17 protein-coding genes and 1 pseudogene are annotated in these 24122 nt (G+C 71.1%); 9 read left to right on the top strand and 9 right to left on the bottom strand.

What is annotated here, in order from left to right; all coding sequences use genetic code 11:
- Nucleotides 1-336: 336 nt before the first annotated feature.
- Entirely contained in the window at nucleotides 337-1341 is a 1005-nt protein-coding gene (locus tag ACZ6BB_RS14620; RefSeq protein WP_471615557.1) for an SMP-30/gluconolactonase/LRE family protein, read from the top strand.
- A gap of 136 nt (nucleotides 1342-1477) precedes the next feature.
- On the opposite strand, the gene ACZ6BB_RS14615 is transcribed toward ACZ6BB_RS14620, so the two are convergent.
- Nucleotides 1478-2515: a PAC2 family protein gene (locus ACZ6BB_RS14615; RefSeq protein ID WP_471615556.1), complete on the bottom strand. Its 1038-nt coding sequence runs from the start codon at nucleotides 2513-2515 to the stop codon at nucleotides 1478-1480.
- Nucleotides 2516-2673: 158 nt separating this feature from the next.
- Nucleotides 2674-3345 (bottom strand): FadR/GntR family transcriptional regulator, encoded by a 672-nt coding sequence (locus ACZ6BB_RS14610; protein WP_471615555.1) that lies wholly within the window; start codon nucleotides 3343-3345, stop codon nucleotides 2674-2676.
- Nucleotides 3346-3602: 257 nt separating this feature from the next.
- Here ACZ6BB_RS14610 and ACZ6BB_RS14605 point away from each other — a divergent pair.
- From ACZ6BB_RS14605 to mtnK, 3 genes and pseudogenes are all read left to right on the top strand, one after another.
- Nucleotides 3603-4228: pseudogene (locus tag ACZ6BB_RS14605) on the top strand (translation initiation factor eIF-2B alpha/beta/delta subunit family protein); the annotation flags it as partial.
- 30 nt (nucleotides 4229-4258) lie between these two features.
- On the top strand, nucleotides 4259-4609 hold the full coding sequence (locus tag ACZ6BB_RS14600; RefSeq protein ID WP_471615737.1) for an ABC transporter permease: 351 nt from the start codon (nucleotides 4259-4261) through the stop codon (nucleotides 4607-4609).
- Between the two features lie 15 nt (nucleotides 4610-4624).
- On the top strand, nucleotides 4625-5800 hold the full coding sequence (gene mtnK / locus ACZ6BB_RS14595; protein WP_471615554.1) for an S-methyl-5-thioribose kinase: 1176 nt from the start codon (nucleotides 4625-4627) through the stop codon (nucleotides 5798-5800).
- Here the strand turns inward: mtnK and ACZ6BB_RS14590 are convergent.
- The 5 genes from ACZ6BB_RS14590 to ACZ6BB_RS14570 all read right to left on the bottom strand — a co-directional run bounded on the left by ACZ6BB_RS14590 (nucleotide 5786) and on the right by ACZ6BB_RS14570 (nucleotide 11738).
- Nucleotides 5786-6358: an SMI1/KNR4 family protein gene (locus tag ACZ6BB_RS14590; protein WP_471615553.1), complete on the bottom strand. Its 573-nt coding sequence runs from the start codon at nucleotides 6356-6358 to the stop codon at nucleotides 5786-5788. The genes mtnK and ACZ6BB_RS14590 overlap by 15 nt on opposite strands.
- A 158-nt stretch (nucleotides 6359-6516) precedes the next feature.
- Nucleotides 6517-8133, bottom strand: coding sequence for a glycerol-3-phosphate dehydrogenase/oxidase (locus tag ACZ6BB_RS14585; RefSeq protein WP_471615552.1), 1617 nt, complete (start codon nucleotides 8131-8133; stop codon nucleotides 6517-6519).
- A gap of 54 nt (nucleotides 8134-8187) precedes the next feature.
- Entirely contained in the window at nucleotides 8188-9726 is a 1539-nt protein-coding gene (gene glpK / locus ACZ6BB_RS14580; protein WP_471615551.1) for a glycerol kinase GlpK, read from the bottom strand.
- Between the two features lie 100 nt (nucleotides 9727-9826).
- Nucleotides 9827-10624, bottom strand: coding sequence for an MIP/aquaporin family protein (locus tag ACZ6BB_RS14575; RefSeq protein ID WP_471615550.1), 798 nt, complete (start codon nucleotides 10622-10624; stop codon nucleotides 9827-9829).
- A 349-nt stretch (nucleotides 10625-10973) separates the two neighbouring features.
- Entirely contained in the window at nucleotides 10974-11738 is a 765-nt protein-coding gene (locus ACZ6BB_RS14570; RefSeq protein WP_471615549.1) for an IclR family transcriptional regulator, read from the bottom strand.
- Nucleotides 11739-12131: 393 nt separating this feature from the next.
- Between ACZ6BB_RS14570 and metH the strand changes: the two genes are divergently transcribed.
- From metH to ACZ6BB_RS14550, 4 genes are all read left to right on the top strand, one after another.
- Complete coding sequence (gene metH / locus ACZ6BB_RS14565) at nucleotides 12132-15659, top strand: methionine synthase (protein ID WP_471615548.1); 3528 nt, start codon at nucleotides 12132-12134, stop codon at nucleotides 15657-15659.
- A gap of 183 nt (nucleotides 15660-15842) precedes the next feature.
- A complete protein-coding gene (locus tag ACZ6BB_RS14560) occupies nucleotides 15843-16547 on the top strand; it encodes an HAD family hydrolase (RefSeq protein WP_471615547.1) in 705 nt (234 codons plus the stop codon).
- Between the two features lie 405 nt (nucleotides 16548-16952).
- A complete protein-coding gene (locus ACZ6BB_RS14555) occupies nucleotides 16953-18557 on the top strand; it encodes an ABC transporter substrate-binding protein (RefSeq protein ID WP_471615546.1) in 1605 nt (534 codons plus the stop codon).
- A gap of 90 nt (nucleotides 18558-18647) precedes the next feature.
- On the top strand, nucleotides 18648-20231 hold the full coding sequence (locus ACZ6BB_RS14550) for an ABC transporter substrate-binding protein (protein WP_471615545.1): 1584 nt from the start codon (nucleotides 18648-18650) through the stop codon (nucleotides 20229-20231).
- Nucleotides 20232-20316: 85 nt separating this feature from the next.
- Here ACZ6BB_RS14550 and ACZ6BB_RS14545 read toward each other — a convergent pair whose 3' ends face one another.
- Nucleotides 20317-20988, bottom strand: a complete 672-nt coding sequence (locus ACZ6BB_RS14545; RefSeq protein WP_086760267.1) for a response regulator — start codon at nucleotides 20986-20988, stop codon at nucleotides 20317-20319.
- A gap of 117 nt (nucleotides 20989-21105) precedes the next feature.
- Nucleotides 21106-22035, bottom strand: coding sequence for a RecB family exonuclease (locus ACZ6BB_RS14540; RefSeq protein WP_471615544.1), 930 nt, complete (start codon nucleotides 22033-22035; stop codon nucleotides 21106-21108).
- A 218-nt stretch (nucleotides 22036-22253) separates the two neighbouring features.
- On the opposite strand from ACZ6BB_RS14540, the gene ACZ6BB_RS14535 reads away from it, so the two are divergent.
- Nucleotides 22254-24116, top strand: a complete 1863-nt coding sequence (locus tag ACZ6BB_RS14535) for a site-2 protease family protein (protein ID WP_471615543.1) — start codon at nucleotides 22254-22256, stop codon at nucleotides 24114-24116.
- The last annotated feature ends 6 nt before the right edge of the window (nucleotides 24117-24122 follow it).

Genomic DNA, 24122 nt, shown 5'->3' with positions numbered 1-24122 from the left:
CCCCGGCCCCGGCCGCTCCGCCTCTCCCGCGCCCTCCGCCGGCCGTACCTGACTGTCCCTCGGGTACCGCACCGTCCGGTCATCGCCTTCCGCTCCCTCCGGTTCCGCGGGTGCGGGGCGGGCGCTCGGCACTCCCGGGCACGGGAGACCGCCCGTACGGGAGCGGCGCGCGGGCCGGACCGGCACAGTACGGCCGGAGGCCGCTCCGGGGCTGTCGAGGCCCTGTCGGTCGACCGGTGAAGGGCTGCGGGGCCGGTCGGCATGTGATGGCATGACACACGTCAGTCGTAAGGCCGGACCGGCCAGTTGCCGGTCCCTTCGTGGAAGGGACGATCAGTGGCACCCCCGCAACCTCCGCAGGCCCCGCAACCCCCCTCAGCCCGTCATCTCAGTCGGCGAACACTGCTCACGACGTCCGCCGCCGGCGCGGCCGCGCTGCTCGTCGGATCGTCCGCCGCGACCGCCTCCGCCTCCACCTCCGCCGTCTCCAGGAGCACGTGGCCGGACCGCATCCCGCTGCCCCCCGGTTTCCGCCCCGAGGGCATCGCCATCGGCGGCCACCACGCCTACCTGGGCTCTCTCGGCGACGGCTCGATCTACCGCGCCGACCTGCGCACCGGCGAGGGCGGCATCATCTCCGCGGGCCCCGGCACACCCTCCGTCGGACTCAAACTCGACGACCGGGGGCGGCTGTTCGTCGCCGGACGGGCGCAGGGCGCCCGGGTGGTGGACGTCCGCACCGGCGCGGTCCTCGCCTCGTACCGTCTCACCACGAAGACGCCGACCTTCGCCAACGACGTCTTCCTCACCGCCCGCGCCGCCTGGTTCACCGACTCCTTCCAGCCCGTCCTGTACGCCCTGCCGCTCGGCAGCCACGGACGTCTGCCGGCCCCGGACAAGGTCGAGACTCTCACCCTGAGCGGTGACTGGTCCCAGGCTCCCGGTGAGGTCGTCAACGCCAACGGCATCACCGGCACCCCGGACGGCAAGGCACTCCTCGTCGTCCAGTCCGGCGCCGGCGGCCTCCACCGGGTCGATCCCAGGACCGGTGTCACCGAACTCGTCGACCTCGGCGACGCGGCCCCCCTCACCAACGGCGACGGCCTGCTGCTCCTCGGACGGCGGCTCTACGTCGTCCAGAACCGCCAGAACGCGATCGACGTGTTCAAGCTCTCCGCAGACGGTCGCAGCGGCATCTTCGAGGACCGTCTCATCGACGCCGGCTTCGACGTCCCGACGACGGCCGCGGCCCACGGCAACCGCCTCTACCTGCCCAACGCCCGCTTCACGACGACCCCGACCCCGGACACGGCGTACGCGGTGGTGGCGGTGAAGCGCTGAGCGCGCGGTGACCGCCGGCCGGTTCCCCGCGCCCCGCGACGGGCGCGGGGAACCGCGCGATCAGCCCCGACGAACCCGCGGCCACCGTGCTGCGGCACCCCCGCGGTGTCGTGTCACCCCCGCGCCAGAGGGGCGCTCAGTCGTCCGACGAATCCTCGTCCTCGGCTCCGGCCTCGGTCCCTGCCTCGGTCCCGGACCCCGCCTCGGCGTCGGCCTCGGGCCGTGCCGGCTTCGGCGGCCGCGCACGCCCGACGGGATTGTCCTTGGGGTTCCACGCCCCGGCGGTCCCGTCGCCACCGTCGACCGTGGCGTGACCGCCCGGCGCCGGACCGCCCCCGTCACGGCGCCGCAGATACCGCTCGAACTCGCGCGCGATCGCCTCTCCCGACGCCTCCGGCAGCTCCGCGGTGTCCCGGGCCTCCTCCAGCGTCTGCACGTACTCGGCGACCTCGCTGTCCTCCGCCGCCAGCTGGTCCACCCCCACCTGCCAGGCACGCGCGTCCTCGGGCAGCTCGCCCAGCGGGATGCGCACGTCGATCAGGTCCTCCAGCCGGTTCAGGAGGGCCAGCGTCGCCTTCGGGTTCGGCGGCTGCGACACGTAGTGCGGCACCGCCGCCCAGAGCGAGACGGCCGGGACGCCCGCGTGCGTGCACGCCTCCTGGAGGATGCCGACGATGCCCGTGGGGCCCTCGTACTTGGTCTCCTCCAGGTCCATCCGCTGCGCCAGGTCCGGGTCGGACGTGACCCCGCTGACCGGGACCGGACGTGTGTGCGGGGTGTCCCCGAGCAGCGCGCCCATGATGACCACCAGTTCCACGCCCAGCTCGTGGGCGAAGCCCAGCAGCTCGTTGCAGAACGAGCGCCAGCGCATCGACGGTTCGATGCCCCGGACGAGTACGAGATCGCGGGGCTTGTCGCCGCCGACCCGGACCACCGACAGCCTCGTCGTCGGCCAGGTGATCTTCCGTACGCCGCCGTCCAGCCACACCGTGGGGCGGTTCACCTGGAAGTCGTAGTAGTCCTCGGCGTCCAGCGCCGCGAACACCTCGCCCTTCCACTCCTTGTCCAGATGCGCGACCGCGGTGGAGGCGGCGTCGCCGGCGTCGTTCCAGCCTTCGAACGCGGCCACCATCACTGGGTCGATCAGCTCGGGAACCCCCTCCAGCTCGATCACCCAGCGCCTCCTTCCGACGTGCCCTCGCGTACGCCCCAACCTTACGGCGTGCGGCGGGAGCCTCCGCAGCCCCCTTGCACGGGGGAGTGAACGGATCAATGCCCCGTTCGCACGGCACAAACCCTCGTGGGCGACGAGGGTCGCGCGTGATCGACTTGTCAGAGCGTGGACCGCAGCCACTGCTCCACGCTCGCGATGTGCACCGTGGCCCAGGAACGCGCGGCGTCGGCGTCCCGGTCGCGCAGGGCGGCCAGGATGGCGCGGTGCTCGTGCAGGGTCCGGCTGACGGCGTCCTCCTGCGTCAGACCGCGCCAGATGCGGGCCCGGGTGGTCGGCCCCGACAGACCGTCGAGGAGCGAGCACAGGACCGAGTTGCCGGAACTCTGCACGATGCCCCGGTGGAACTCCAGGTCGCAGGCGACCAGTTCCTCCACCGAGGGGTCGGTGCCGAGCCTGTCCAGCTGGGTCGTGAGCGCGTCCAGCTGCTGCTCGCTGATCCGCAGGGCGGCCATCGCCGTCGCCGCGGGTTCGAGTATGCGGCGCACGGCGAGGAACTCCAGGACCGTGTCGTCGCGGTGGAAGTCGACGACGAAGCTCAGCGCTTCGAGCAGGAGCTGGGGGTCGAGGCTGGTGACATAGGTGCCGTCGCCCTGCCGTACGTCGAGGATGCGGATCAGGGACAGGGCACGTACGGCCTCGCGCAGGGAGTTGCGGGACAGCCCGAGGTCGGCGGCCAGCTCACTCTCCTTCGGGAGCCGGTCGCCGGGGCGCAGGGCGCCGGAGACGATCATCCCCTTGATCTTCTCGATCGCCTCGTCGGTGACTGCCATGGGTGGGCCCCTCCCTTGTCGTTTCAGACATCCGATGTCTCAGGCCATTATGGAGGCTCCCTCGCCTCTATCAGGCCAAAGCATCCAGATCGGCCGAGGTCGCGCCCGCGTCCGTCGGCCTGGTGGTCGGCGTGGGCGGTACGGGCGAGGCACAGGCGGGGGCGGGCCCGTCCGGCCGCTTCGAACTGTGGTTCCCGTCGATTCTCCGAGGTCATGTACGGTGTCGGGCACCGTCGGAACACCAGGAGTGCCCCGCTATGCCCCAGGAACTGCGCGCCGTCGACTGGACCGGAAACAGCCTTGCGCTCATCGACCAGACGGTCCTGCCGCACCGCACGGAGACGGTCGAGATCCGTGAGGTCGGCGCGCTGATCACCGCCATCCAGCGCCTCGTCGTCCGCGGCGCGCCCGCGATCGGGGCCGCGGGAGCGTACGGCGTGGCGATCGCGCTGCTGCAGGGGGAGCGCGAGGGCTGGTCGGCCGAGGAGGTGCGTGCCGCCGTGGCCCGGGTCCGTGCGGCCCGCCCGACCGCCGTGAACCTGATGGTGTGCGTGGACCGTGTCATGACCCGCTTCGACGAGGGGCTGGAGGCGGTGCTGGAGGAGGCCGCCGCCGTCCAGCGCGAGGACGTCGAGGCGAACCGGGCGATGGGCGCGCACGGCGCCGACTGGCTGTTGAAGCGGGTGGACGTCGACCGTCCGCTGCGGGTGCTGACGCACTGCAACACGGGGGCGCTCGCGACCGCCGGGTGAGGCACGGCTCTCGGCGTCGTCCGGGAACTCCACGCGCGCGGCCGCCTCGAAGTGGTCTACGCCGACGAGACAACGTCCCCTTCTCCAGGGATCCCGGCTGACCGCCTGGGAGTTGGTCCAGGAGGGCACTACGCGATCGGCGCCAACCCCGAGCCTCCCGTCTGGCCGGCATCCGCGTCGGCGCGTACCGCGCGCTGGCGTACGTCCTGTCCGGTGTCCTCGCCTCGGTCGGCGGTCTGATCCTGGCCTCCCGCATCGGCCAGGGCGATGTGAGCGCCGGCACCTCCCAGCTGCTGGAGGCGGTCGCCGTGGCACTGGTCGGCACCTCGGTCCTCGGCCGGGGCCGCCCGAACGTCTGGGGCACCGCCCTCGGCGCCGTACTCATCGGCATCATCACCACGGGCCTGACCATCAAGGGCCTGCCGTACTACACCCAGGACGTCGTCGAGGGCGCGGTCCTCATCCTCGCCCTGGTCTTCAGCTTCACGTTGTCCAAGCGCCGCACCGCATAAGGGAGTTCACCGACCATGGGCTACCGCATCCTGGAGACCGACGACATCCCCGCGTACCTGCGCGAGCGGGGCCACTGGGAGGACACCGGCGACATCACCGTCCGCGAGGTGTCGGACGGCAACGTCAACCGGGTCTTCCTCGCCTCGAACGCCGCCGGCACCCGCGGTCTCGCCCTCAAGCAGGCGCTGCCCTGGGTCCGTGTGGCCGGCCCGTCCTGGCCGCTGAGCCCCGACCGCGCCGACGCCGAGGCCCGCGCGTACGAGCAGCTCGCCAGGGTCGCGCCCGACGAGATCCCCGCCGTCCACGGCTACGACCCCGAGCACCACACCCTCGTCATGGAGGACCTGTCCGACCTGGAGGTCCTGCGCACCCTGCTCAACGAGGGCGCCTCCTACGGCCCGCACACCTCCCCGCAGATCGGCCGCCTCGTCGCCCGGCTCTCCTTCGCCACCAGCGACTTCGGCATGGACTCCGCCGACCGCAAGGCGCTGATCGCCGTCTCGGTCAACCCCGAGCTGTGCAGGATCACCGAGGACGTCGTCCTCTCCGAGCCGTACGTCGAGCACGAACACAACCACTGGCACCCGGCGCTGGACGGCCTGGCCGCCGCCTTCCGCGCGGACACCGCCCTGCGCACCGAGGTCGCCGACCTGCGCCATGTCTTCATGACGAGCGCCCAGGCCCTCCTGCACGGCGACCTCCACTCGGGCAGCGTCATGGTCGGCGAACGCGACGGCGCCCATGTCGTACGGGTCTTCGACCCCGAGTTCTCCTTCGTCGGCCCCATCGGCTTCGACCTCGGCCTGTACTGGGCCAACGCGCTCGTCTCCGAGGAACGGGCCCGCGCCCTCGGCACCCTCACGGACCACGGCGACCAGCTCCGGCTGTCCTGGGACGCCTTCGAGACCGAGTTCCGCCGTCTCTGGCCCACCCGCGTCGACACCTTCTTCGACGACGCCTACCTGGAGCGCTTCCTGACCCGCGTCTGGACGGAGTCCCTGGGCTTCGCCGGCACGGAACTCGTCCGCCGTGTCATCGGCTTCGCCCACCTCACGGACCTGACGACCCTGGACGACCCGGCCCCGGCCTCCCGCCGGGCCCTGCTCCTGGGCCGCGAACTCATCGTCCGCCGTACGGAGCTGACCTCACCGGACACCGTACGCGACCTCGTGGCCTCACCACTGGGCTGACTCGGCGTCGAACCACTCCTTCCCGGCGGCCCAGTGCGCCACCCAGCCGCCGAAGCCGGGCGCGGAGGTCGTGTGCCCGAACTCCGCGCCGAACGGCATCGCGCCCACGTCGGTGATGTGCCATATGTGGCCCCGGTGGGGGCCGGTGACGACGAGATGCCAGTTCATGGCGCACCCGTCCGTGCCGAGGACGATCGAGCCGTGGTCGTAGACCTTGCCGACGGCCTCGTCCCAGTCGTCGTACGGGCCCTCGTCCTCCTCCCACAGCCAGGGCGCGGTGAGCGGGAACGGTTCGCCGAGGACCCGGTCCGCGCCGTCCTCGCCCCAGTCCGCCGGCAGCTCGGCCAGCCCCACGAGCCCGTACTCGGGCGGCCCCTGCGACGAGCCGTCGGAGATCTCCGCCACGAACGTCCGGTACGGCTCGGGGAGCACCACCGAGTGTTCCGCCTCGAAGGCGCGCACGGCGGCCCAGCCGAGCGCCGACTCCCCGCTGTCGTCGACGGCGAAGACAGCGCGCAGGGCGGCCAGTTCGGCGGGGTCGGCATGATCGATGTTCATGCGGTCATGAAAGCACCCGGCACCGACAACCGGGCCGGCGACGAAGGGGCGGCTCCGTCGAGGGAACCGCCCCATGCCGTGGTCCGGCCCCGGAGGAGCAGGGGCCGACCGTCTCGGTGCGGGCCCAGGTCAGGGGAGGGGCCGGCACCGAGATCCGCTCACTTCTTGTCGAGCAGGTCCTGGACCTTCGCCCGGACCTCGTCCGTCGCCAGGCCGCGTATGGTCAGCGTCGTCCGGCGGCGCAGGACGTCGTCGGCCGTCTCGGCCCACTCGGTGTCGCGGGCGTAGACGACCTGCGCCCAGATCTCGGGGGCGTCCGGGTGGACGCGCTCGCCCAGCTCGGGGTTCTCGTTGGCGAGGCGGGCGATGTCGAAGGCCAGCGAACCGTAGTGCGTGGCCAGGTGCCGCGCGGTGTCGGCACCCATACGGGGGCCGGGCGCCGGGCGGTCGACGAGGAGCCGGTGGGCGACCGCGCGCGGGTTGGCGACACCCGGCAGCGGCAGCTTCTTCGGCAGCGAGCCGACCGGCTCGAAGTCCTCACCCAGCGGGTGCCCCGGCAGCGCCTCCAGCTTCTTCATGATCGTGCGGCCGATGTGCCGGAAGGTCGTCCACTTGCCGCCCGCGACGGACAGCATGCCGCCCCGGCCCTCGGTGACGACCGTCTCGCGCTTGGCCTTCGCGGTGTCACCGGGACCGCCCGGCAGCACCCGCAGACCGGCGAAGGAGTAGGTGATCAGGTCCCGGTCGAGCTGCTGGTCCCGGATGGAGAACGCGGCCTCGTCCAGGATCTGGGCTATGTCCTTGTCGTTGACCGCGACATCGCCCGGGTCGCCTTCGTACATCTCGTCGGTCGTGCCGAGCAGCAGCATGTCCTCCCAGGGGAGGGCGAAGGTGATGCGGTACTTGTCGATGGGCGTGGCGAGCGCGGCCTTCCACGGAGCCGTCCGCTTGAGCACGAGGTGCGCGCCCTTGGACAGGCGGATGGAGGGGGCCGCGTCCGGGTTCTCCATCCTGCGCAGGTGGTCCACCCACGGCCCGGTCGCGTTCAGCACCAGCCGGGCGCTGACGCCGAACTCGTCGCCGGACAGCCGGTCGCGCAGCTCGGCACCGGTCACCCGGCCCCTGGTGAACCGCAGCCCCGTGACCTCGGCGTGGTTCAGGACGACGGCACCCGACTCGACGGCCGCGCGGACCGTCATCAGAGCCATCCGGGAGTCGTTCATCTGGTCGTCGCCGTACACGGCCACGGCCTTGAGGTTGTCGGTGCGCAGCTCGGGCACGTCCTGCGCGGCCTTCGACGGCGAGAGCAGATGCCCCACGCCGTCACCGAAGGCCGACAGCGCCGAGTAGGCGAAGACGCCCGCCCCGAGCTTCGCCGCGCCGTGCGGCCCGCCCTTGTACACGGGGAGGTAGAACGTGAGCGGGTTCGCCAGGTGGGGGGCCACCTGACGGGACACCGCACGGCGCTCGAAGTGGTTCTCCGCCACCAGCTTCACCGCGCCGGTCTGCAGATAGCGCAGGCCGCCGTGCAGCAGCTTGGAGGAGGCGGAGGAGGTGGCGCCGGCGAAGTCGCCGGCGTCGACCAGAGCCACCCTGAGCCCGGACTGCGCGGCGTGCCAGGCGGTCGAGATGCCCAGGATGCCGCCGCCGATCACGAGGAGGTCGTACGACGCCTTGGAGAGTTGCTCCCGGGTCTCGGCACGGCTCGGGTTCGAGCCGGACGCCGGGCGCGTCCCCAGGGCAGGCAGGGTCTGCAGGGTGGTCTGACTGGTCATGTCGGGTTATTACTCCTCATCAGAGCCGGTGTCGGAGCCGTCGAGGGCTCTGGCTCAGCTCTCGTCCTCGATCCAGCCCATGGTCCGCTCGACGGCCTTGAGCCAGCTCTTGTACTCACGGTCGCGGGTCTCCGCGTCCATGCGGGGGGTCCATTCGGCGGCCCGCCGCCAGTTGGCGCGCAGGTCGTCGGTGCTGTTCCAGAAGCCGACGGCGAGTCCGGCGGCGTAGGCGGCGCCGAGGCAGGTGGTCTCGGCGACCATCGGGCGCACCACGGGTGCGTCGAGGAAGTCCGAGAGGGTCTGCATCAGCAGGTTGTTGGAGGTCATGCCGCCGTCGACCTTGAGGGCCGCGAGCTCGACGCCCGAGTCCTTGGTCATGGCGTCCGTGATCTCACGGGTCTGCCACGCGGTGGCCTCCAGGACGGCACGCGCGAGGTGCGCCTTGGTGACGTACCGGGTCAGGCCGGCGATCACACCGCGGGCGTCGGAGCGCCAGTACGGGGCGAAGAGTCCGGAGAAGGCCGGTACGAAGTACGCGCCGCCGTTGTCCTCGACCGAGAGCGCGAGGGTCTCGATCTCGGCGGCCGTGGAGATCAGGCCCATCTGGTCGCGCATCCACTGCACCAGCGAACCGGTGACGGCGATCGAGCCCTCCAGCGCGTAGACCGGCTTCTGGTCGCCGATCCGGTAGCCGACCGTGGTCAGCAGGCCGCTGTAGGAGTTGATGATCTTCTCGCCGGTGTTCAGCAGCATGAACGTGCCGGTGCCGTACGTGGACTTCGCCTCGCCCTCCTCGAAGCAGGTCTGGCCGAACAGGGCCGCCTGCTGGTCGCCGAGCGCGGAGGCGACCGGGATGCCGCCCAGCAGGTCGCCGAGGCGGCCGCCGGTGACCTCGCCGTACACCTCGGCGGAGGAGCGGATCTCGGGCAGCATGTTCAGCGGGACGCCGATGGACTCGGCGATCTTCTCGTCCCACTCCAGCGTGTGCAGGTTCATCAGCATGGTGCGGGAGGCGTTGGTGACGTCGGTGACGTGGTGGCCGCCGTCGACACCGCCGGTCAGGTTCCAGATGACCCAGCTGTCCATGGTGCCGAAGAGGATGTCCCCGGCCTCGGCGCGCTCGCGCAGGCCCTCGACGTTGTCGAGCAGCCAGCGGGCCTTCGGACCGGCGAAGTACGAGGCCAGCGGCAGGCCGGTCTCGCGGCGGAAACGGTCCTGCCCGACGTTGCGGCCGAGCTCCCGGCAGAGGGCGTCGGTGCGGGTGTCCTGCCAGACGATGGCGTTGTGGACGGGCTCACCGGTGTTCTTGTCCCAGAGCAGCGTGGTCTCGCGCTGGTTGGTGATGCCGATGGCCTTGATGTCGTCGCGGGTGATGCCGGCCTTCGCGATGGCTCCGGCGACGACCTCCTCGACGTTGGTCCAGATCTCGGTGGCGTCGTGCTCGACCCAGCCCGGCTTGGGGAAGATCTGCTCGTGCTCCTTCTGGTCGACGGAGACGATGCGTCCGTCGCGGTCGAAGACGATGCAGCGGGACGAGGTCGTGCCCTGGTCGATCGCGGCGATGAAGGGGCCGGCGGTGTGGGCGTCGGTCACGGTGCTCTCCTGAAAGGTCAACTGGTCAACGGGCTGTACGTACGGCGCGTGCTGAGCGTTCCGCGGGACCGACCCGCGGAACGGCGGCTGGGCGGTCTTCTCAGGCGAATGCGACGTTGTAGAGGCCTGCGGCGATGGCGGCACCGATCAGGGGGCCGACCACCGGGACCCAGGCGTAGCTCCAGTCCGACCCGCCCTTGTTGGGCAGGGGCAGCAGGGCGTGCACGATGCGCGGGCCGAGGTCACGGGCCGGGTTGATCGCGTAACCGGTCGGGCCACCGAGGGACAGACCGATGGAGACCACGACGAGCGCGGTGATCAGGGCGCCGAGCGTGCCGAGGCCCTTGCCGTCGCCGTTGAGGCCCTGGGTCAGGACCGCGATGACGAGCACGATGGTGCCGATGACCTCGGTGGCGACGTTCTGCCAGGCGACGCGGACCTCGGGGCCGGTGGAGAAGATGCCGAGCACGGGGCCTGCGCCCAGCTCACGGGCCTCCACGGACTTGGTCCTGGCGGCCTCCGCCGGCTCGCCGACGATCTCGCGGTCGGTGAGGTGGGCGTGGAACTGGCCGTAGTAGGCGACCCAGACCAGCGCCGCGCCGATCATCGCGCCGAGCAGCTGACCGCCCCAGTAGATCGGGACGTCGCCCCAGGGGATGCCGTCCTTCTTCAGCGCGAGCGCGAGGGTGACGGCCGGGTTGAGGTGGGCGCCGGAAAGCGGCGCGGAGGTGTAGACGGCCGTCAGAACGGCGAAACCCCACCCGAAGGTGATGGCGAGCCAACCGGCGTTACGGGCCTTGGAGGCCTTCAGCGTGACGGCCGCGCAGACGCCGCCGCCGAGCAGGATGAGTATGGCGGTACCGATGGTCTCGCCGATGAAGATGTCGGAGCTGGACACCCGCGACTCCTTTGTCCTTCGTCCAGGGGAAAGAGTTCGGCCCATGGCGTTGTCACACTCTAGCGCGTATTGCCGGTAGGTGTTCGACAATGTCGACCGATGGACGGGAGTCTTGCTCGGTGTCTCAGGTGCGTCAAGAGCTCTGTTGTCGAAAACGCGATCGTTATTGATCGAACCGGCCCATCGATCTTGAAACTGCTGCTAAAGGGCCTCGCGAGCGGTCGCGCAGGGCCGAGCGAGCAGCCGCGCAGGGCCGAGCGGCCGGGCGCGGGGCACGCGCCCGTACGGCGAAGGCCGGGACACCCCGCGGGGTGTCCCGGCCTTCGCCGTACGGGCGGACGGGCGGTGGTCAGAACCGGGCGGCGCCCAGGTCCCGCGACACCGCGCGGGCGCAGTCCCGCACGGCCGCGACCAGCTCGGGGCGCGGCTCGCCCTCGCGGCACAGCCGCTCCACGGCGCCGGTGATGCCGACCGCGCCCACGGGCATGCGCCGCCGGTCGTGGATGGGGGCGGCGACGGAGGCCACACCCTCCCAGGTCTCCTCCACGTCGGCCGCGTACCCCCGTGCGCGGGTGAGGTCCAGAACCCCTTCGAAGTCCTCCAGGGCGTGGACGGTCCGGTCGGTGAACGGCTTGCGCTCGGCCTCCAGGACCTCGCTGTGCGCCACCGGGTCGTACGCCGAGAGGACCTTGCCGAGGGCCGTGGAGTGCAGGGGCTGCATGGCGCCTATCTCCAGGACCTGCCGGCTGTCGTCGGGCCGGAAGACGTGGTGCACGATCAGCACCCCCTGCTGGTGCAGCACCCCCAGGTGGACGCTCTCGCCGCTGGAACGGGCCAGGTCGTCCGTCCAGACCAGGGCGCGTGCCCGCAGCTCGTGGACGTCCAGGTACGTGGTCCCGAGCCGCAGCAGCTCCGCGCCCAGCTGATAGCGCCCGGAGGCGTCGTCCTGCTCGACGAACCCCTCCTGCTGGAGCGTGCGCAGGATGCCGTGGGCGGTGCCCTTGGCGAGGCCCAGCGACGAGGCGATGTCCGACAGGCCGAGCCGCCGTTCGCCGCCCGCGAGCAGGCGCAGCATCGCGGCCGCCCGTTCGAGCGACTGGATGTTCCGTGCCATCGCCGTCCTGCCTCCGTCCCCTTCGGCCGCCGTACGCGACTGAACTTCCAACGTTCGGCAATGCCGAACACTACCGGTCGTTGCCGACCTCTCGCCAATGGCCGTCGACAGCTTTTCGGACACGGTCCCCGCACGGTGCCACCCTGTGACCGTCCCGTGTCCGTCCGGTGCGCCTTCGGCGACCGTGTGATCGTGAGGTGTACGTGTGGTGTCGGAGCGGTGTCCGGTGTTCGCCTGCGTCGTCGGAGTAAACCGCACTCGGCCGCGTACGCCACGTCCGTCCGCCCCGTGGACCGCCCTGACCGTCGGCGGCGCTCCGGGCTACCCTTGCGGCGTGCGGCTTCCATGGGAGGCCGCAAAGCCGACAGCCGTCGCACTCCAGGGAGCAGCTCCATGGCCTCGTTGCCGAACCCGTCCCCCTCGTCCGCCGCCGCCGGCCGGGCCCGATCCGACGCCCTGCGCGAGGCCCTCGCCACCCGAGTGGTGGTCGCCGACGGCGCCATGGGCACGATGCTCCAGGCGCAGGACCCCACCCTGGAGGACTTCCAGCAGCTGGAGGGCTGCAACGAGGTCCTCAACGTCACCCGCCCCGACATCGTCCGCTCGGTGCACGCCGCGTACTTCGACGCGGGCGTCGACTGCGTGGAGACCAACACCTTCGGCGCGAACCTCACCGCCCTGGGCGAGTACGACATCCCCGAACGCACCACCGAGCTGTCCGAGGCGGGCGCCCGCATCGCCCGCGAGACGGCGGACGAGTACACCGCGCGCGACGGCCGCCCGCGCTGGGTGCTGGGCTCGATCGGCCCCGGCACCAAGCTGCCCACCCTCGGCCACACCACCTTCACCGCCATCCGGGACGCCTACCAGCAGAACGCCGAGGGCCTGCTCGCGGGCGGCGCCGACGCCCTGCTGGTGGAGACCACCCAGGACCTGCTGCAGACGAAGGCCTCCGTCGTCGCCGCCCGCCGCGCGATGCGGACGGCCGGACACGACGTCCCCCTGATCGTCTCGGTGACGGTCGAGACGACCGGCACCATGCTGCTCGGCTCCGAGATCGGTGCCGCGCTGACGGCGCTGGAGCCGCTCGGCATCGACATGATCGGCCTGAACTGCGCGACCGGCCCCGCCGAGATGAGCGAGCACCTGCGCTATCTGGCCCGCCACTCCCGCATCCAGCTGTCCTGCATGCCCAACGCCGGCCTGCCGGTGCTCACCAAGGACGGCGCCCACTACCCGCTGACCGCCCCCGAACTCGCCGACGCGCAGGAGAACTTCGTCCGCGAGTACGGCCTCTCCCTGATCGGCGGCTGCTGCGGCACCACCCCCGAGCACCTGCGGCAGGTCGTCGAACGCGTCCGGGACCTCACTCCCGCCCCGCGCGACCCGCGCCCCGAGCCCGGCGCCGCCTCGCTCTACCAGACGGTGCCCTTCCGCCAGGACACCTCGTACATGGCCATCGGCGAACGGACGAACGCCAACGGCTCCAAGAAGTTCCGCGAGGCCATGCTGGAGGCCCGCTGGGACGACTGTGTGGAGATGGCCCGCGACCAGATCCGCGAGGGCGCCCACATGCTCGACCTCTGCGTCGACTACGTGGGCCGCGACGGCGTCGCCGACATGGCCGAACTCGCCGGCCGCTTCGCCACCGCCTCCACCCTGCCCATCGTCCTGGACTCCACCGAGGTGGACGTGATCCGGGCCGGGCTGGAGAAGCTCGGCGGCCGTGCGGTCATCAACTCCGTCAACTACGAGGACGGCGACGGCCCCGAGTCCCGCTTCGCCAAGGTCACCGCGCTGGCCCAGGAGCACGGCGCCGCGCTGATCGCCCTCACCATCGACGAGGAGGGCCAGGCCCGTACCCCCGAGAAGAAGGTCGAGATCGCCGAGCGGCTCATCGACGACCTCACCGGCAACTGGGGCATCCATGAGTCGGACATCCTCATCGACACCCTGACCTTCACCATCTGCACCGGTCAGGAGGAGTCCCGCAAGGACGGCATCGCCACCATCGAGGCGATCCGCGAACTCAAGCGCCGCCACCCCGACGTCCAGACGACGCTGGGCCTGTCCAACATCTCCTTCGGCCTCAACCCGGCCGCCCGCATCCTCCTCAACTCCGTCTTCCTCGACGAGTGCGCGAAGGCGGGCCTCGACTCCGCCATCGTGCACGCCTCCAAGATCCTGCCCATCGCCCGCTTCAGCGAGGAGGAGGTCCAGACCGCCCTCGACCTCATCCACGACCGCCGTGCGGAGGGCTACGACCCCCTGCAGAAGCTGATGGCGCTGTTCGAGGGCGCCACCGCCAAGTCCCTGAAGGCCGGCAAGGCCGAGGAACTGGCCGCCCTCCCGCTGGAGGAGCGCCTCAAGCGCCGCATCATCGACGGCGAGAAGAACGGCCTGGAAGCCGACCTCGACGAGGCCCTCCAGACCCGCCCCGCCCTCGACATCGTCAACGACACCCTGCTGGACGGCATGAAGGTCGTCGGCGAACTGTTCGGCTCCGGCCAGATGCAGCTGCCGTTCGTGCTGCAGTCCGCCGAGGTCATGAAGTCGGCGGTGGCTCATCTGGAGCCTCACATGGAGAAGTCCGACGCCGAGGGCAAGGGCACCATCGTGCTGGCCACCGTCCGCGGCGACGTCCACGACATCGGCAAGAACCTCGTCGACATCATCCTGTCCAACAACGGCTACAACGTCGTCAACCTCGGCATCAAGCAGCCGGTCTCCGCGATCCTCGACGCGGCCAAGGAGCACCGGGCGGACGTCATCGGCATGTCCGGCCTCCTGGTCAAGTCCACGGTGATCATGAAGGAGAACCTGCAGGAGCTGAACCAGCGGGGCCTCGCCGCAGACTTCCCGGTCATCCTCGGCGGCGCTGCGCTGACCAGGGCGTACGTCGAGCAGGACCTGTACGAGATCTACGAGGGCGAGGTCCGCTACGCCCGCGACGCCTTCGAGGGCCTGCGGCTGATGGACGCGCTCATCGGCGTCAAGCGCGGCGTGCCGGGGGCCGTCCTGCCCGAGCTGAGGCAGCGCCGGGTACGGGCCACGGCCGGCGCCACCGCCGTCGAGGAACGCCCGGAGGAGGGCCACGTCCGCTCCGACGTCGCCACCGACAACCCGATCCCCACGCCCCCCTTCCGGGGCACCCGCGTCATCAAGGGCATCCAGCTCAAGGAGTACGCGACCTGGCTGGACGAGGGCGCCCTCTTCAAGGGCCAGTGGGGCCTGAAGCAGGCCCGCACCGGAGACGGACCCACCTACGAGGAGCTCGTCGAGACCGAGGGCCGGCCCCGGCTGCGCGGGCTGCTGGACAAGCTGCAGACCGACAACCTCCTCGAAGCGGCCGTCGTCTACGGCTACTTCCCCTGTGTCTCCAAGGACGACGACCTGATCATCCTGGACGACGACGGCAACGAGCGGACCCGGTTCTCCTTCCCGCGCCAGCGCCGCGGCCGCCGGCTGTGCCTGGCCGACTTCTTCCGCCCGGAGGAGTCCGGCGAGACCGACGTGGTCGGCCTCCAGGTCGTCACCGTCGGCTCCCGCATCGGCGAGGAGACCGCCAAGCTCTTCGAGGCCAACTCCTACCGCGACTACCTCGAACTCCACGGCCTGTCCGTGCAGCTCGCCGAGGCCCTCGCCGAGTACTGGCACGCCCGTGTCCGCTCGGAGCTGGGCTTCGCCGGGGAGGACCCGGCCGCGATCGAGGACATGTTCGACCTCAAGTACCGGGGCGCCCGTTTCTCCCTCGGTTACGGCGCCTGTCCCGACCTGGAGGACCGCGCCAAGATCGCCGAGCTGCTGGAGCCCGAGCGGATCGGCGTCCGGCTCTCGGAGGAGTTCCAGCTCCACCCCGAGCAGTCCACCGACGCCATCGTGATCCATCATCCCGAGGCGAAGTACTTCAACGCGCGGTAGCCCCGCCGGGACGGGCCGCAGCCGGCCGCGACGCCATGTCGTGGCCGGTCACACCCCTCGCCGGGCCCGGCACGGCTGCTCCGCGAGGCGTTCGTCCGCGCGGCGTCGTAGACTGGTCGGTCCACCGCAGGCCGGTTCCCCACCCGGGAACCGGCCTGCTCGTCCCCCAAGGAGGTGCGCCGGATGACCACGACGATTCCCGCGCCAGGAACCCGTACGGCCGAAGGCTCCGCACTGCAGGCCGTGCTCCTCGACATGGACGGCACCCTGGTGGACACCGAGGGCTTCTGGTGGGACGTGGAGGTGGAGGTCTTCGCCGGCCTCGGCCACGCCCTCGACGACTCCTGGCGCCATGTCGTGGTCGGCGGCCCCATGAGCCGCAGCGCGGGCTTCCTGATCGAGGCCACCGGCGCCGACATCACCCTCTCCGAGCTGAGCGTGCTGCTCAACGACGGCTTCGAGGCCCGCATCGGACGCACGCTGCCGCTGATGCCCGGCGCCTCCAGACTCCTCGCCGAACTCGCCGCACACGGTGTCCCCACGGCCCTGGTCTCCGCCTCGCACCGGCGCATCATCGACCGCGTCCTCGCCTCCCTCGGCCCCCAGCACTTCGCGCTGACCGTCGCGGGCGACGAGGTCGAGCGGACCAAGCCGTTCCCCGACCCCTACCTCCTCGCGGCCTCCGGCCTCGGCGCGGAGCCCACCCGCTGCGCGGTCATCGAGGACACCGCGACCGGTGTCGCCGCCGCCGAGGCAGCCGGCTGCCACGTGGTCGCCGTCCCGTCCGTCGCCCCCATCGCCCCCGCCGTGCGACGCACCGTCGTGACCTCTCTGGAAGAGGTCGACCTGCCCTTTCTGCATGGTCTGATGACGATGACGGGCAATTGAAAACGCAAGAAATTCCAAGATCACGCACAGGGCCCGGACCAGGGAATTCGATCCGGTCCGCATGACTGAATTCCCGGGCCCGGGAACCCCTTTTCGGCTGTGACGTTTACCACTCCCGGAGGCGTCCGGCGCGCCCTTGGGGCATGGTCAATCCCCTCATTCAGGGGTGTTCGACACGCCCTTGTGTCCTAATTGGCGAAGGCTGCACCCAAACATTCCGTGCGTACTACACCGTTTGTGTCCACGCCCGGTTCCGTAGCGTGATGGGAACTCAACTCCGGTGCGCGCGGGCCCCTTCGGCGGTGCGGGCTAATCTCGACCCGAGAACATCGCCGTACTTCCCGTGACGCGCTCGCACCACCCCGCAGGCACCCGTCCCGGACCACAGCTCTGGAGAAACCGAGCATGAACCGCAAGACCCTGGTGCTCCCGGCCGTGATCGGACTGCTCGCTCCGGTGCTCGCCGCCTGCGGTGCCACCGACGGCGCGGGCGCGAGCGGCGACGCGATCGTCGTCGGCACCACCGACCGGTTCACCGCCTCGAAGGAGGCCCCGGCCCCGATCGACCCGGCCTACGCCTACGACGTCGGCACGTGGAACATCCTCCGCCAGACCGTCCAGACCCTCCTGGTGCAGCCGCGCGGCGACGGCGAACCGGAACCCGAGGCCGCCTCCAGCTGCTCCTTCACCGACAGCGGCAACGAGCGCTACGTCTGCACGCTGCGCTCCGGCCTGAAGTTCGCCGACGGCTCCCCGGTCACCGCCGAGGACGTCAAGTTCTCCATCGACCGCGCCCGCTCCCTCAAGGCCGACAGCGGTGTCTTCGCCCTGCTGTCCACCATCGACCTCGTCGAGACCAAGGGCGACAACGAGGTGATCTTCCACCTCAACGGCCCCGACGCGACCCTCCCGTACAAGCTGTCCACCCCGGTCGCCGGCATCGTCAACCCGGCCGACTACGACAAGGGCAAGCTGCGCGACGGCTTCGCGGTCGACGGCTCCGGTCCCTACACCCTGGACGCCGAGGTCGAGAACAACGAGCTGGTCCGGGCCGTGTTCACCAAGAACCCCCACTACAGGGGCCAGTTGGACCCCAAGAACGACAAGGTCGAACTGCGCTCCTTCGCGGACGCCGACGCCATGGGCGCCGCCCTGAAGGACGGCGACATCGACCTGATGACCCGTTCCATGACGCCGGAACAGATCACCAAGCTCTCCGGCGCCCCCGACGGCGACATCGACGTGATCGAGTCCGCCGGCCTGGAGATCCGCTACCTCGCCTTCAACACCGACGCCGCCCCCGTCAAGAGCACGGCCGTCCGCCGGGCCATGGCCGAGGTGATCGACCGCGGCGAACTCGTCGCCAAGGTCTACGGCTCCCAGGCCGAACCCCTCTTCTCGCTGGTCCCGGCCGGCATCACCGGCCACTCCAACTCGTTCTTCAACAAGTACGGCGACCCGGACGTCGCCAAGGCGAAGTCGACCCTGCGGAGCGCGGGCGTCACCGCCCCGGTGAAGCTGACCCTCCACTACACCACCGACCACTACGGCTCGGCCACGAAGAAGGAGTTCGAGCTGCTGAAGAAGCAGCTCAACGACAGCGGCCTGTTCGACGTGACCATCAAGGGCGCCCCCTGGTCCACGTTCCGCCCCGCCGAACAGGAGGGCGAGTACGCGGTCTACGGCATGGGCTGGTTCCCGGACTTCCCCGACGCCGACAACTACCTCGCCCCCTTCCTCGACAAGGACAACTTCCTCGGCTCGCCGTACGCCAACAGCGAGATCCGCGGCAAGCTGATCCCCGAGTCCCGCCGCGCGTCCGACCGTCTCTCCGCCTCGGACAGCCTCACCGGCATCCAGGACATCGTCGCCGACGACGTGCCGATCCTCCCGCTGTGGCAGGGCAAGCAGTACGTCGCCACCCGGGACGACATCACCGGTGCCGAGTACGCCCTCAACGCCGCCTCGACGCTCCAGCTCTGGGAGCTCGCCCGCGGCAGGGGAAACTGACCGGACCTCACCACCCTCCGGACAGAGGCCCGTCGGCCTCGGGGGAACCCGGAGCGCCCGCAATGCACCGACGACACAAGGCATCCATACGTGAACATACGCACCCAGTGGCCCGTCCTGACCATCGCGACAGGGCTGGCCGCCGGTCTGCTGACCGGTTGCGGCTCAGACTCGGGGGGCCCGGGGGGCTCCGGATCCGGCATCGTGATGGGGATGTCCGACGACGTCCTGGCCACCGACCCCGCCTCCGGCTACGACCCCGGATCCTGGCTCCTCTTCAACAACGTCTTCCAGTCGTTGCTGAGCTTCCCCAACGGCGCCACCGAGCCCGAACCCGACCTCGCCGAGGAATGCTCCTTCACGGACAGCGGCACCCGCGTCTACGAGTGCACCCTCAAGAAGGGCCTGAAGTTCAGCAACGGTGAGGCGCTCACCGCCAAGGACGTCAAGTTCTCCTTCGACCGCATGCTGAAGATCAACGACGACGCCGGCCCCGCGATCATGTTCCCCATGCTCGACAAGGTCGAGACCCCGGACGACCGGACCGTCCGCTTCGACCTCAAGTACGCCGACGCCACCTTCCCCAGCAAGATCGCCTCCGGCGCCGGCTCGATCGTCGACGAGAGCTCCTACGACGCCGACGGACTCCGCGAGGACGGCGAGGCCGTCGGCTCCGGCCCCTACAAGCTGGAGTCCTTCGGCGAGGACGAGGCCGTCTTCACCGTCAACGACAACTACAAGGGCCCCGCCGACGTCGAGAACACCGGCGTCACCCTCAGGTTCTTCCACGGCGACCAGGACGCCCTGAAGAAGGCCCTGCTGGAGGGCGACCTCGACGTCACCTACCGCGGCCTCAGCGCCTCCGACATCTCCGACATCGAGACCGACACCTCCACCGCCAGCGGCATCGACATCGTCGACGGCACCGGCGCCGAGGTCCAGCACCTCGTCCTCAACATGGACGACCCGGTCACCGGCAAGCTCGGCGTCCGCCAGGCCATCGCCTACCTCCTGGACCGTGAGGCCCTCGTCGACGAGGTCTACCAGGGCACCGCCACACCGCTGTACTCGATCATCCCGGCCGGCATCACCGGCCACAACACGGCGTTCTTCGACACCTACGGCGCCCGACCCTCCAAGGACAAGGCCGAGGCCGCGCTCCGCGCCGACGGCATCACCGACAAGGTCCGGCTGACCCTCTGGTCCACCCCCTCGCGCTACGGCCCCTCCACCGACCAGGAGCTGAAGGCCATCGCGAAGCAGCTCAACGACAGCGGCCTGTTCGACGCCGACGTCAAGTCCGTCGCCTTCGCCCAGTACGAGAAGGACATCGCCGCCGGCAAGTACGGCGTCTACGTCAAGGGCTGGGTCCCCGACTACCCGGACCCCGACAACTTCACCGGCCCCTTCTTCGGCAAGGGCAACGTGCTGGACAACAACTACAGCAACCCCACCATCACCGGTGACCTCCTCCCCAAGACCGCCGCCGAGAGCGAGCGCTCCTCCACGGAGAAGGAGTACGCCGAACTGCAGAACATCGTCGCCACCGACGTCCCCCTCATCCCCATCTGGCAGGCCAAGCAGTACGCCGTCATCGGCGACAACGTCTACGGCCTGGAGTACTGCCTGGACGCGTCCACCGTCTTCCGCTTCTGGGAGCTGAGCAAGGGCTGACGCCCCACCACGGCCACACACACCGAGGGCGCCCTCTTCATGGGAAGAGGGCGCCCTCGGCGCGTGAACCACGGTGCGCGGCGCGCTACTGAGCGCCGGGGCGCACCAGCCCGCTCTCGTAGGCGTACACCGCAGCCTGCACCCGGTCGCGCAGCCCCAGCTTGGTCAGCACATGACCCACATGCGTCTTGACCGTGGTCTCGCTGACGAACAGGTCGGCGGCGATCTCCGCGTTCGACAGACCCCGCGCCACCAGCTTCAGCACCTCGACCTCACGGTCGGTCAGCGTGTGCAGCGTGTCCGGCACCGGCTCGTCGCCCGACGGCAGATGCTCCGCGTACTTGTCCAGCAGCCGGCGCGTGATGCTCGGCGCGAGCATCGCCTCCCCGCCCGCCACCACCCGGATCGCCTGCACCAGCTCATTGGCCGGCGCGTCCTTGAGCAGGAACCCGCTGGCCCCCGCCCGCAGCGCCTCCACCACGTACTCGTCCAGGTCGAACGTCGTCAGCACCAGCACCTTCGCCGGACCGTCCCGCCCGGGACCGGTGATCTGCCGCGTCGCCTCCACCCCGTCCATCCGGGGCATCCGGATGTCCATCAGCACCACATCGGGCTGCAGCGCCCGCACCTGGTCGATCGCCTGCAGACCGTCACCGGCCTCCCCGACGACCGCGATGTCCTGCTCCGCCTCCAGAATCATCCGGAAGCCGGTGCGCAGCAGCGGCTGATCGTCGACCAGTAGGACCCGGACGGCCACGAACGTCTCCTTCGCTAGGGCCTGATGCGGAATCAGACCGGCTTCGGGCCCCCGCGGCCCAGGCCTGATCCACCGGACAGGCCCCAGGGCCCTTCTGACGGATCTCCGCGGCGGGCCCTAGTCCGGCCCCATTCTGCCCTGTCCGCCGACGTCCGACCCGGGCGACCTCACCTGGAGCGGGTACGGCGGGGGAGTGCCGCCGAACTCCGGACACACCGCCCGGTGGTCGCACCAGCCGCACAGCTTCGTCGGCCGGGGCCGCCAGTCACCGCTCTCCGTGGCCAGCCGGATCGCCTCCCACAGCGCCAGCAGCTTGCGCTCCACCCGCTCCAGATCCGCGATCACCGGGTCGTACGTCAGGACGTCACCACTGCCCAGGTACACCAGCTGCAGCCGGCGCGGCACCACCCGCTTCAGCCGCCACACCACCAGGGCGTAGAACTTCATCTGGAACAGCGCGCCCTCCGCGTACTCAGGACGCGGCGCCTTCCCCGTCTTGTAGTCGACGATCCGCACCTCCCCGGTGGGCGCCACATCCACCCGGTCGATGATCCCGCGCAGCCTCAGCCCCGACTCCAGCTCCGCCTCCACGAACAGCTCCCGCTCGGCGGGCTCCAGACGCGTGGGGTCCTCCAGCGTGAACCAGCGCTCCACCAGCTGCTCGGCCTCGGCCAGCCAGCGCGCCAGCCGCTCACCCTCCGCGTCGTCCGCGAACAGCTCCTCGACCTCCGGCCGGGTCTCCCGCAGCCGGTCCCACTGCCCGGGCACCAGCGACCTGGCGCGCGGCGCCGTACGCTCCGCCGCCGGTGCGTCGAAGAGTCTCTCCAGCACCGCGTGCACCAGCGTCCCGCGCGTCGCCGCCTCGCTCGGCTTCTCGGGCAGCCGGTCGATCACCCGGAACCGGTACAGCAGCGGACACTGCATGAAGTCACTGGCGCGCGACGGCGACAGCGAGGCAGGCGGGGCGGCGGCCCGCACGACAGGACGGGCGTCCTCCCCGCCCACGGGGGCGGGGGCGGGGACGGTGCCGTCGGTGCTGGTTTCCATGACCTCAGACCATACGGCCCACCACTGACAGTGACAGTCACGGGTCCGTGCCGTCGGCGGCCGACGACCCCCGCCACGAAACCCGTGTGCCCGGGGCGACGCGGGGGAGAACAGAGGGGGTGCCGGGGCGGAACACGCCCCGGTGACCGCATAGCATCGACGACAGACCCTTCCGCCCGGCCACCGGGCGCGGAAGACGCTTCGAACGAGGGGACATCGTGGAGACGAGCGGCGGGAGCGGGCAGCCGCGGTCCGACAGGGACGAGGCCCCCGAGCGCGCGCACCGCGACGCGACCGAGCCACCGGCGACGAGCGGCGCCCCCACCCCGGCCCCGCACACCCCCCACGAGCCCCCCGCCCCCGCCGAGGCCCCCGGAGCGGCAGCCCCCGGGCGAACCGACACCCCCGGGCCGTCGGACGCCGACCGGCCCGGCGGCGACCCCGACGACCGGGAGGCGGCCGCAGTGCAGAGCCCCGCGGACGCCTCCGACGCGCAGGACACCGGCGACGCGCAGGACACCATCGGCGCGCAGGCCACCACCGGCCCGCAGGACACCACCGGCCCGCAGGACGGCGGTGACGCGACGGGCGCCGGCGACGCGGAGAACACCACCGGCGCACAGGACGGCGGTGACCCGCAGGTCACCACCGGCCGGCACGGCACCACAGAGCCCGCACCCGCCCCCGGTGACCCCTCGGCGCACCCGGCGCCCGAGTCCTCCTCGCAGCCGCAGCCGCAGCCGCAGCCGGAGCCCGCCCCGGACCCGGAGCCCGCCCCGGACCCGGAGCCCGCCCCGGACCCGGCATCGCCGCCCGCCGCCCCCGTCGACCTGGACAAGGCGCCGGAGGACGAACGGGAGCGCACAGCGGCTTTCGCACGCCCCCACGCCCACACGGACGGCCCCAAGCCCCCCGGGCGTCGCCCCAAGGGGCCCGGCGGCGGCATCCTCATGGGCCGCCCCTTCGGCGTCCCCGTCTACGTCGCCCCCAGCTGGTTCCTCGTCGCCGCCCTGATCACCTGGGTCTTCGGCGGCCAGCTCGACCGCGTCCTGCCCGAACTCGGAGCCCTCCGCTACCTCGTCGCCCTCTTCTTCGCGGTCGCCTTCTACGCCTCCGTCCTCGTCCACGAACTCGCCCACACCCTCGCCGCCCTGCGCTACAAACTGCCGGTCCGCCGCATCCAGCTCCAGTTCTTCGGCGGCGTCTCGGAGATCGAGAAGGAGTCCGAGACCCCCGGGCGCGAGTTCGTCCTCGCCTTCGTCGGACCGCTGCTCTCCCTCGTCCTCGCGGGCGTCTTCTACCTCGCCCTGCTCGCCGTCGAGCCCGGCACCGTCCCCGGCGTCCTGCTCGCCGGCCTGATGGTCTCCAACCTGATCGTGGCCGCATTCAACCTGCTGCCCGGTCTCCCCCTCGACGGCGGCCGCATGCTCCGCGCCGTCGTCTGGAAGATCACCGGCAAACCCATGAGCGGCACCGTCGCTGCCGCCTGGGTCGGCCGCGCCCTCGCCCTCTCCGTCCTCATCGGACTGCCGCTCCTCACCCAGTCCGGCCTGCTCGGCTCGGCCGCCGAGGACAGCGTCGGCATGGACACCGTCCTGGACGCCCTGCTCGCCGCGATCCTCGCCGCGATCATCTGGACCGGCGCCGGCAACAGCCTCCGCATGGCCCGCCTGCGCGAACACCTGCCCGAACTCCAGGCCCGCGCCCTCACCCGCCGCGCCGTCCCCGTCGAGACCGACACCCCCCTCTCCGAGGCCCTGCGCCGCGCCAACGAGGCCGGCGCCCGCGCCCTCGTCGTCGTCGACCCCGACGGCGAACCCCTCTCCCTCGTCCGCGAGGCCGCCATCGTCGGCGTACCCGAACACCGCCGCCCCTGGGTCGCCGTCAGCGGCCTCGCCCAGGACCTCACCGACGGCATGCGGGTCTCCGCCGAACTGGCCGGCGAAGAACTCCTCGACGCCCTGCGCGCCGCCCCCGCCACCGAGTACCTGGTGGTCGAGGACTCCGGCGAGATCTACGGCGTCCTCTCGGCCGCCGACGTGGAACGGGCCTTCGTCAAGGCGATGGCCAGGCCCAGCTGACCTCCC

This window comes from Streptomyces sp. NPDC041108, from assembly GCF_055592645.1.
The sequence above is the reverse complement of the archived record's forward strand: the minus strand, read 5'-3'. Positions and strand labels throughout refer to the sequence as shown.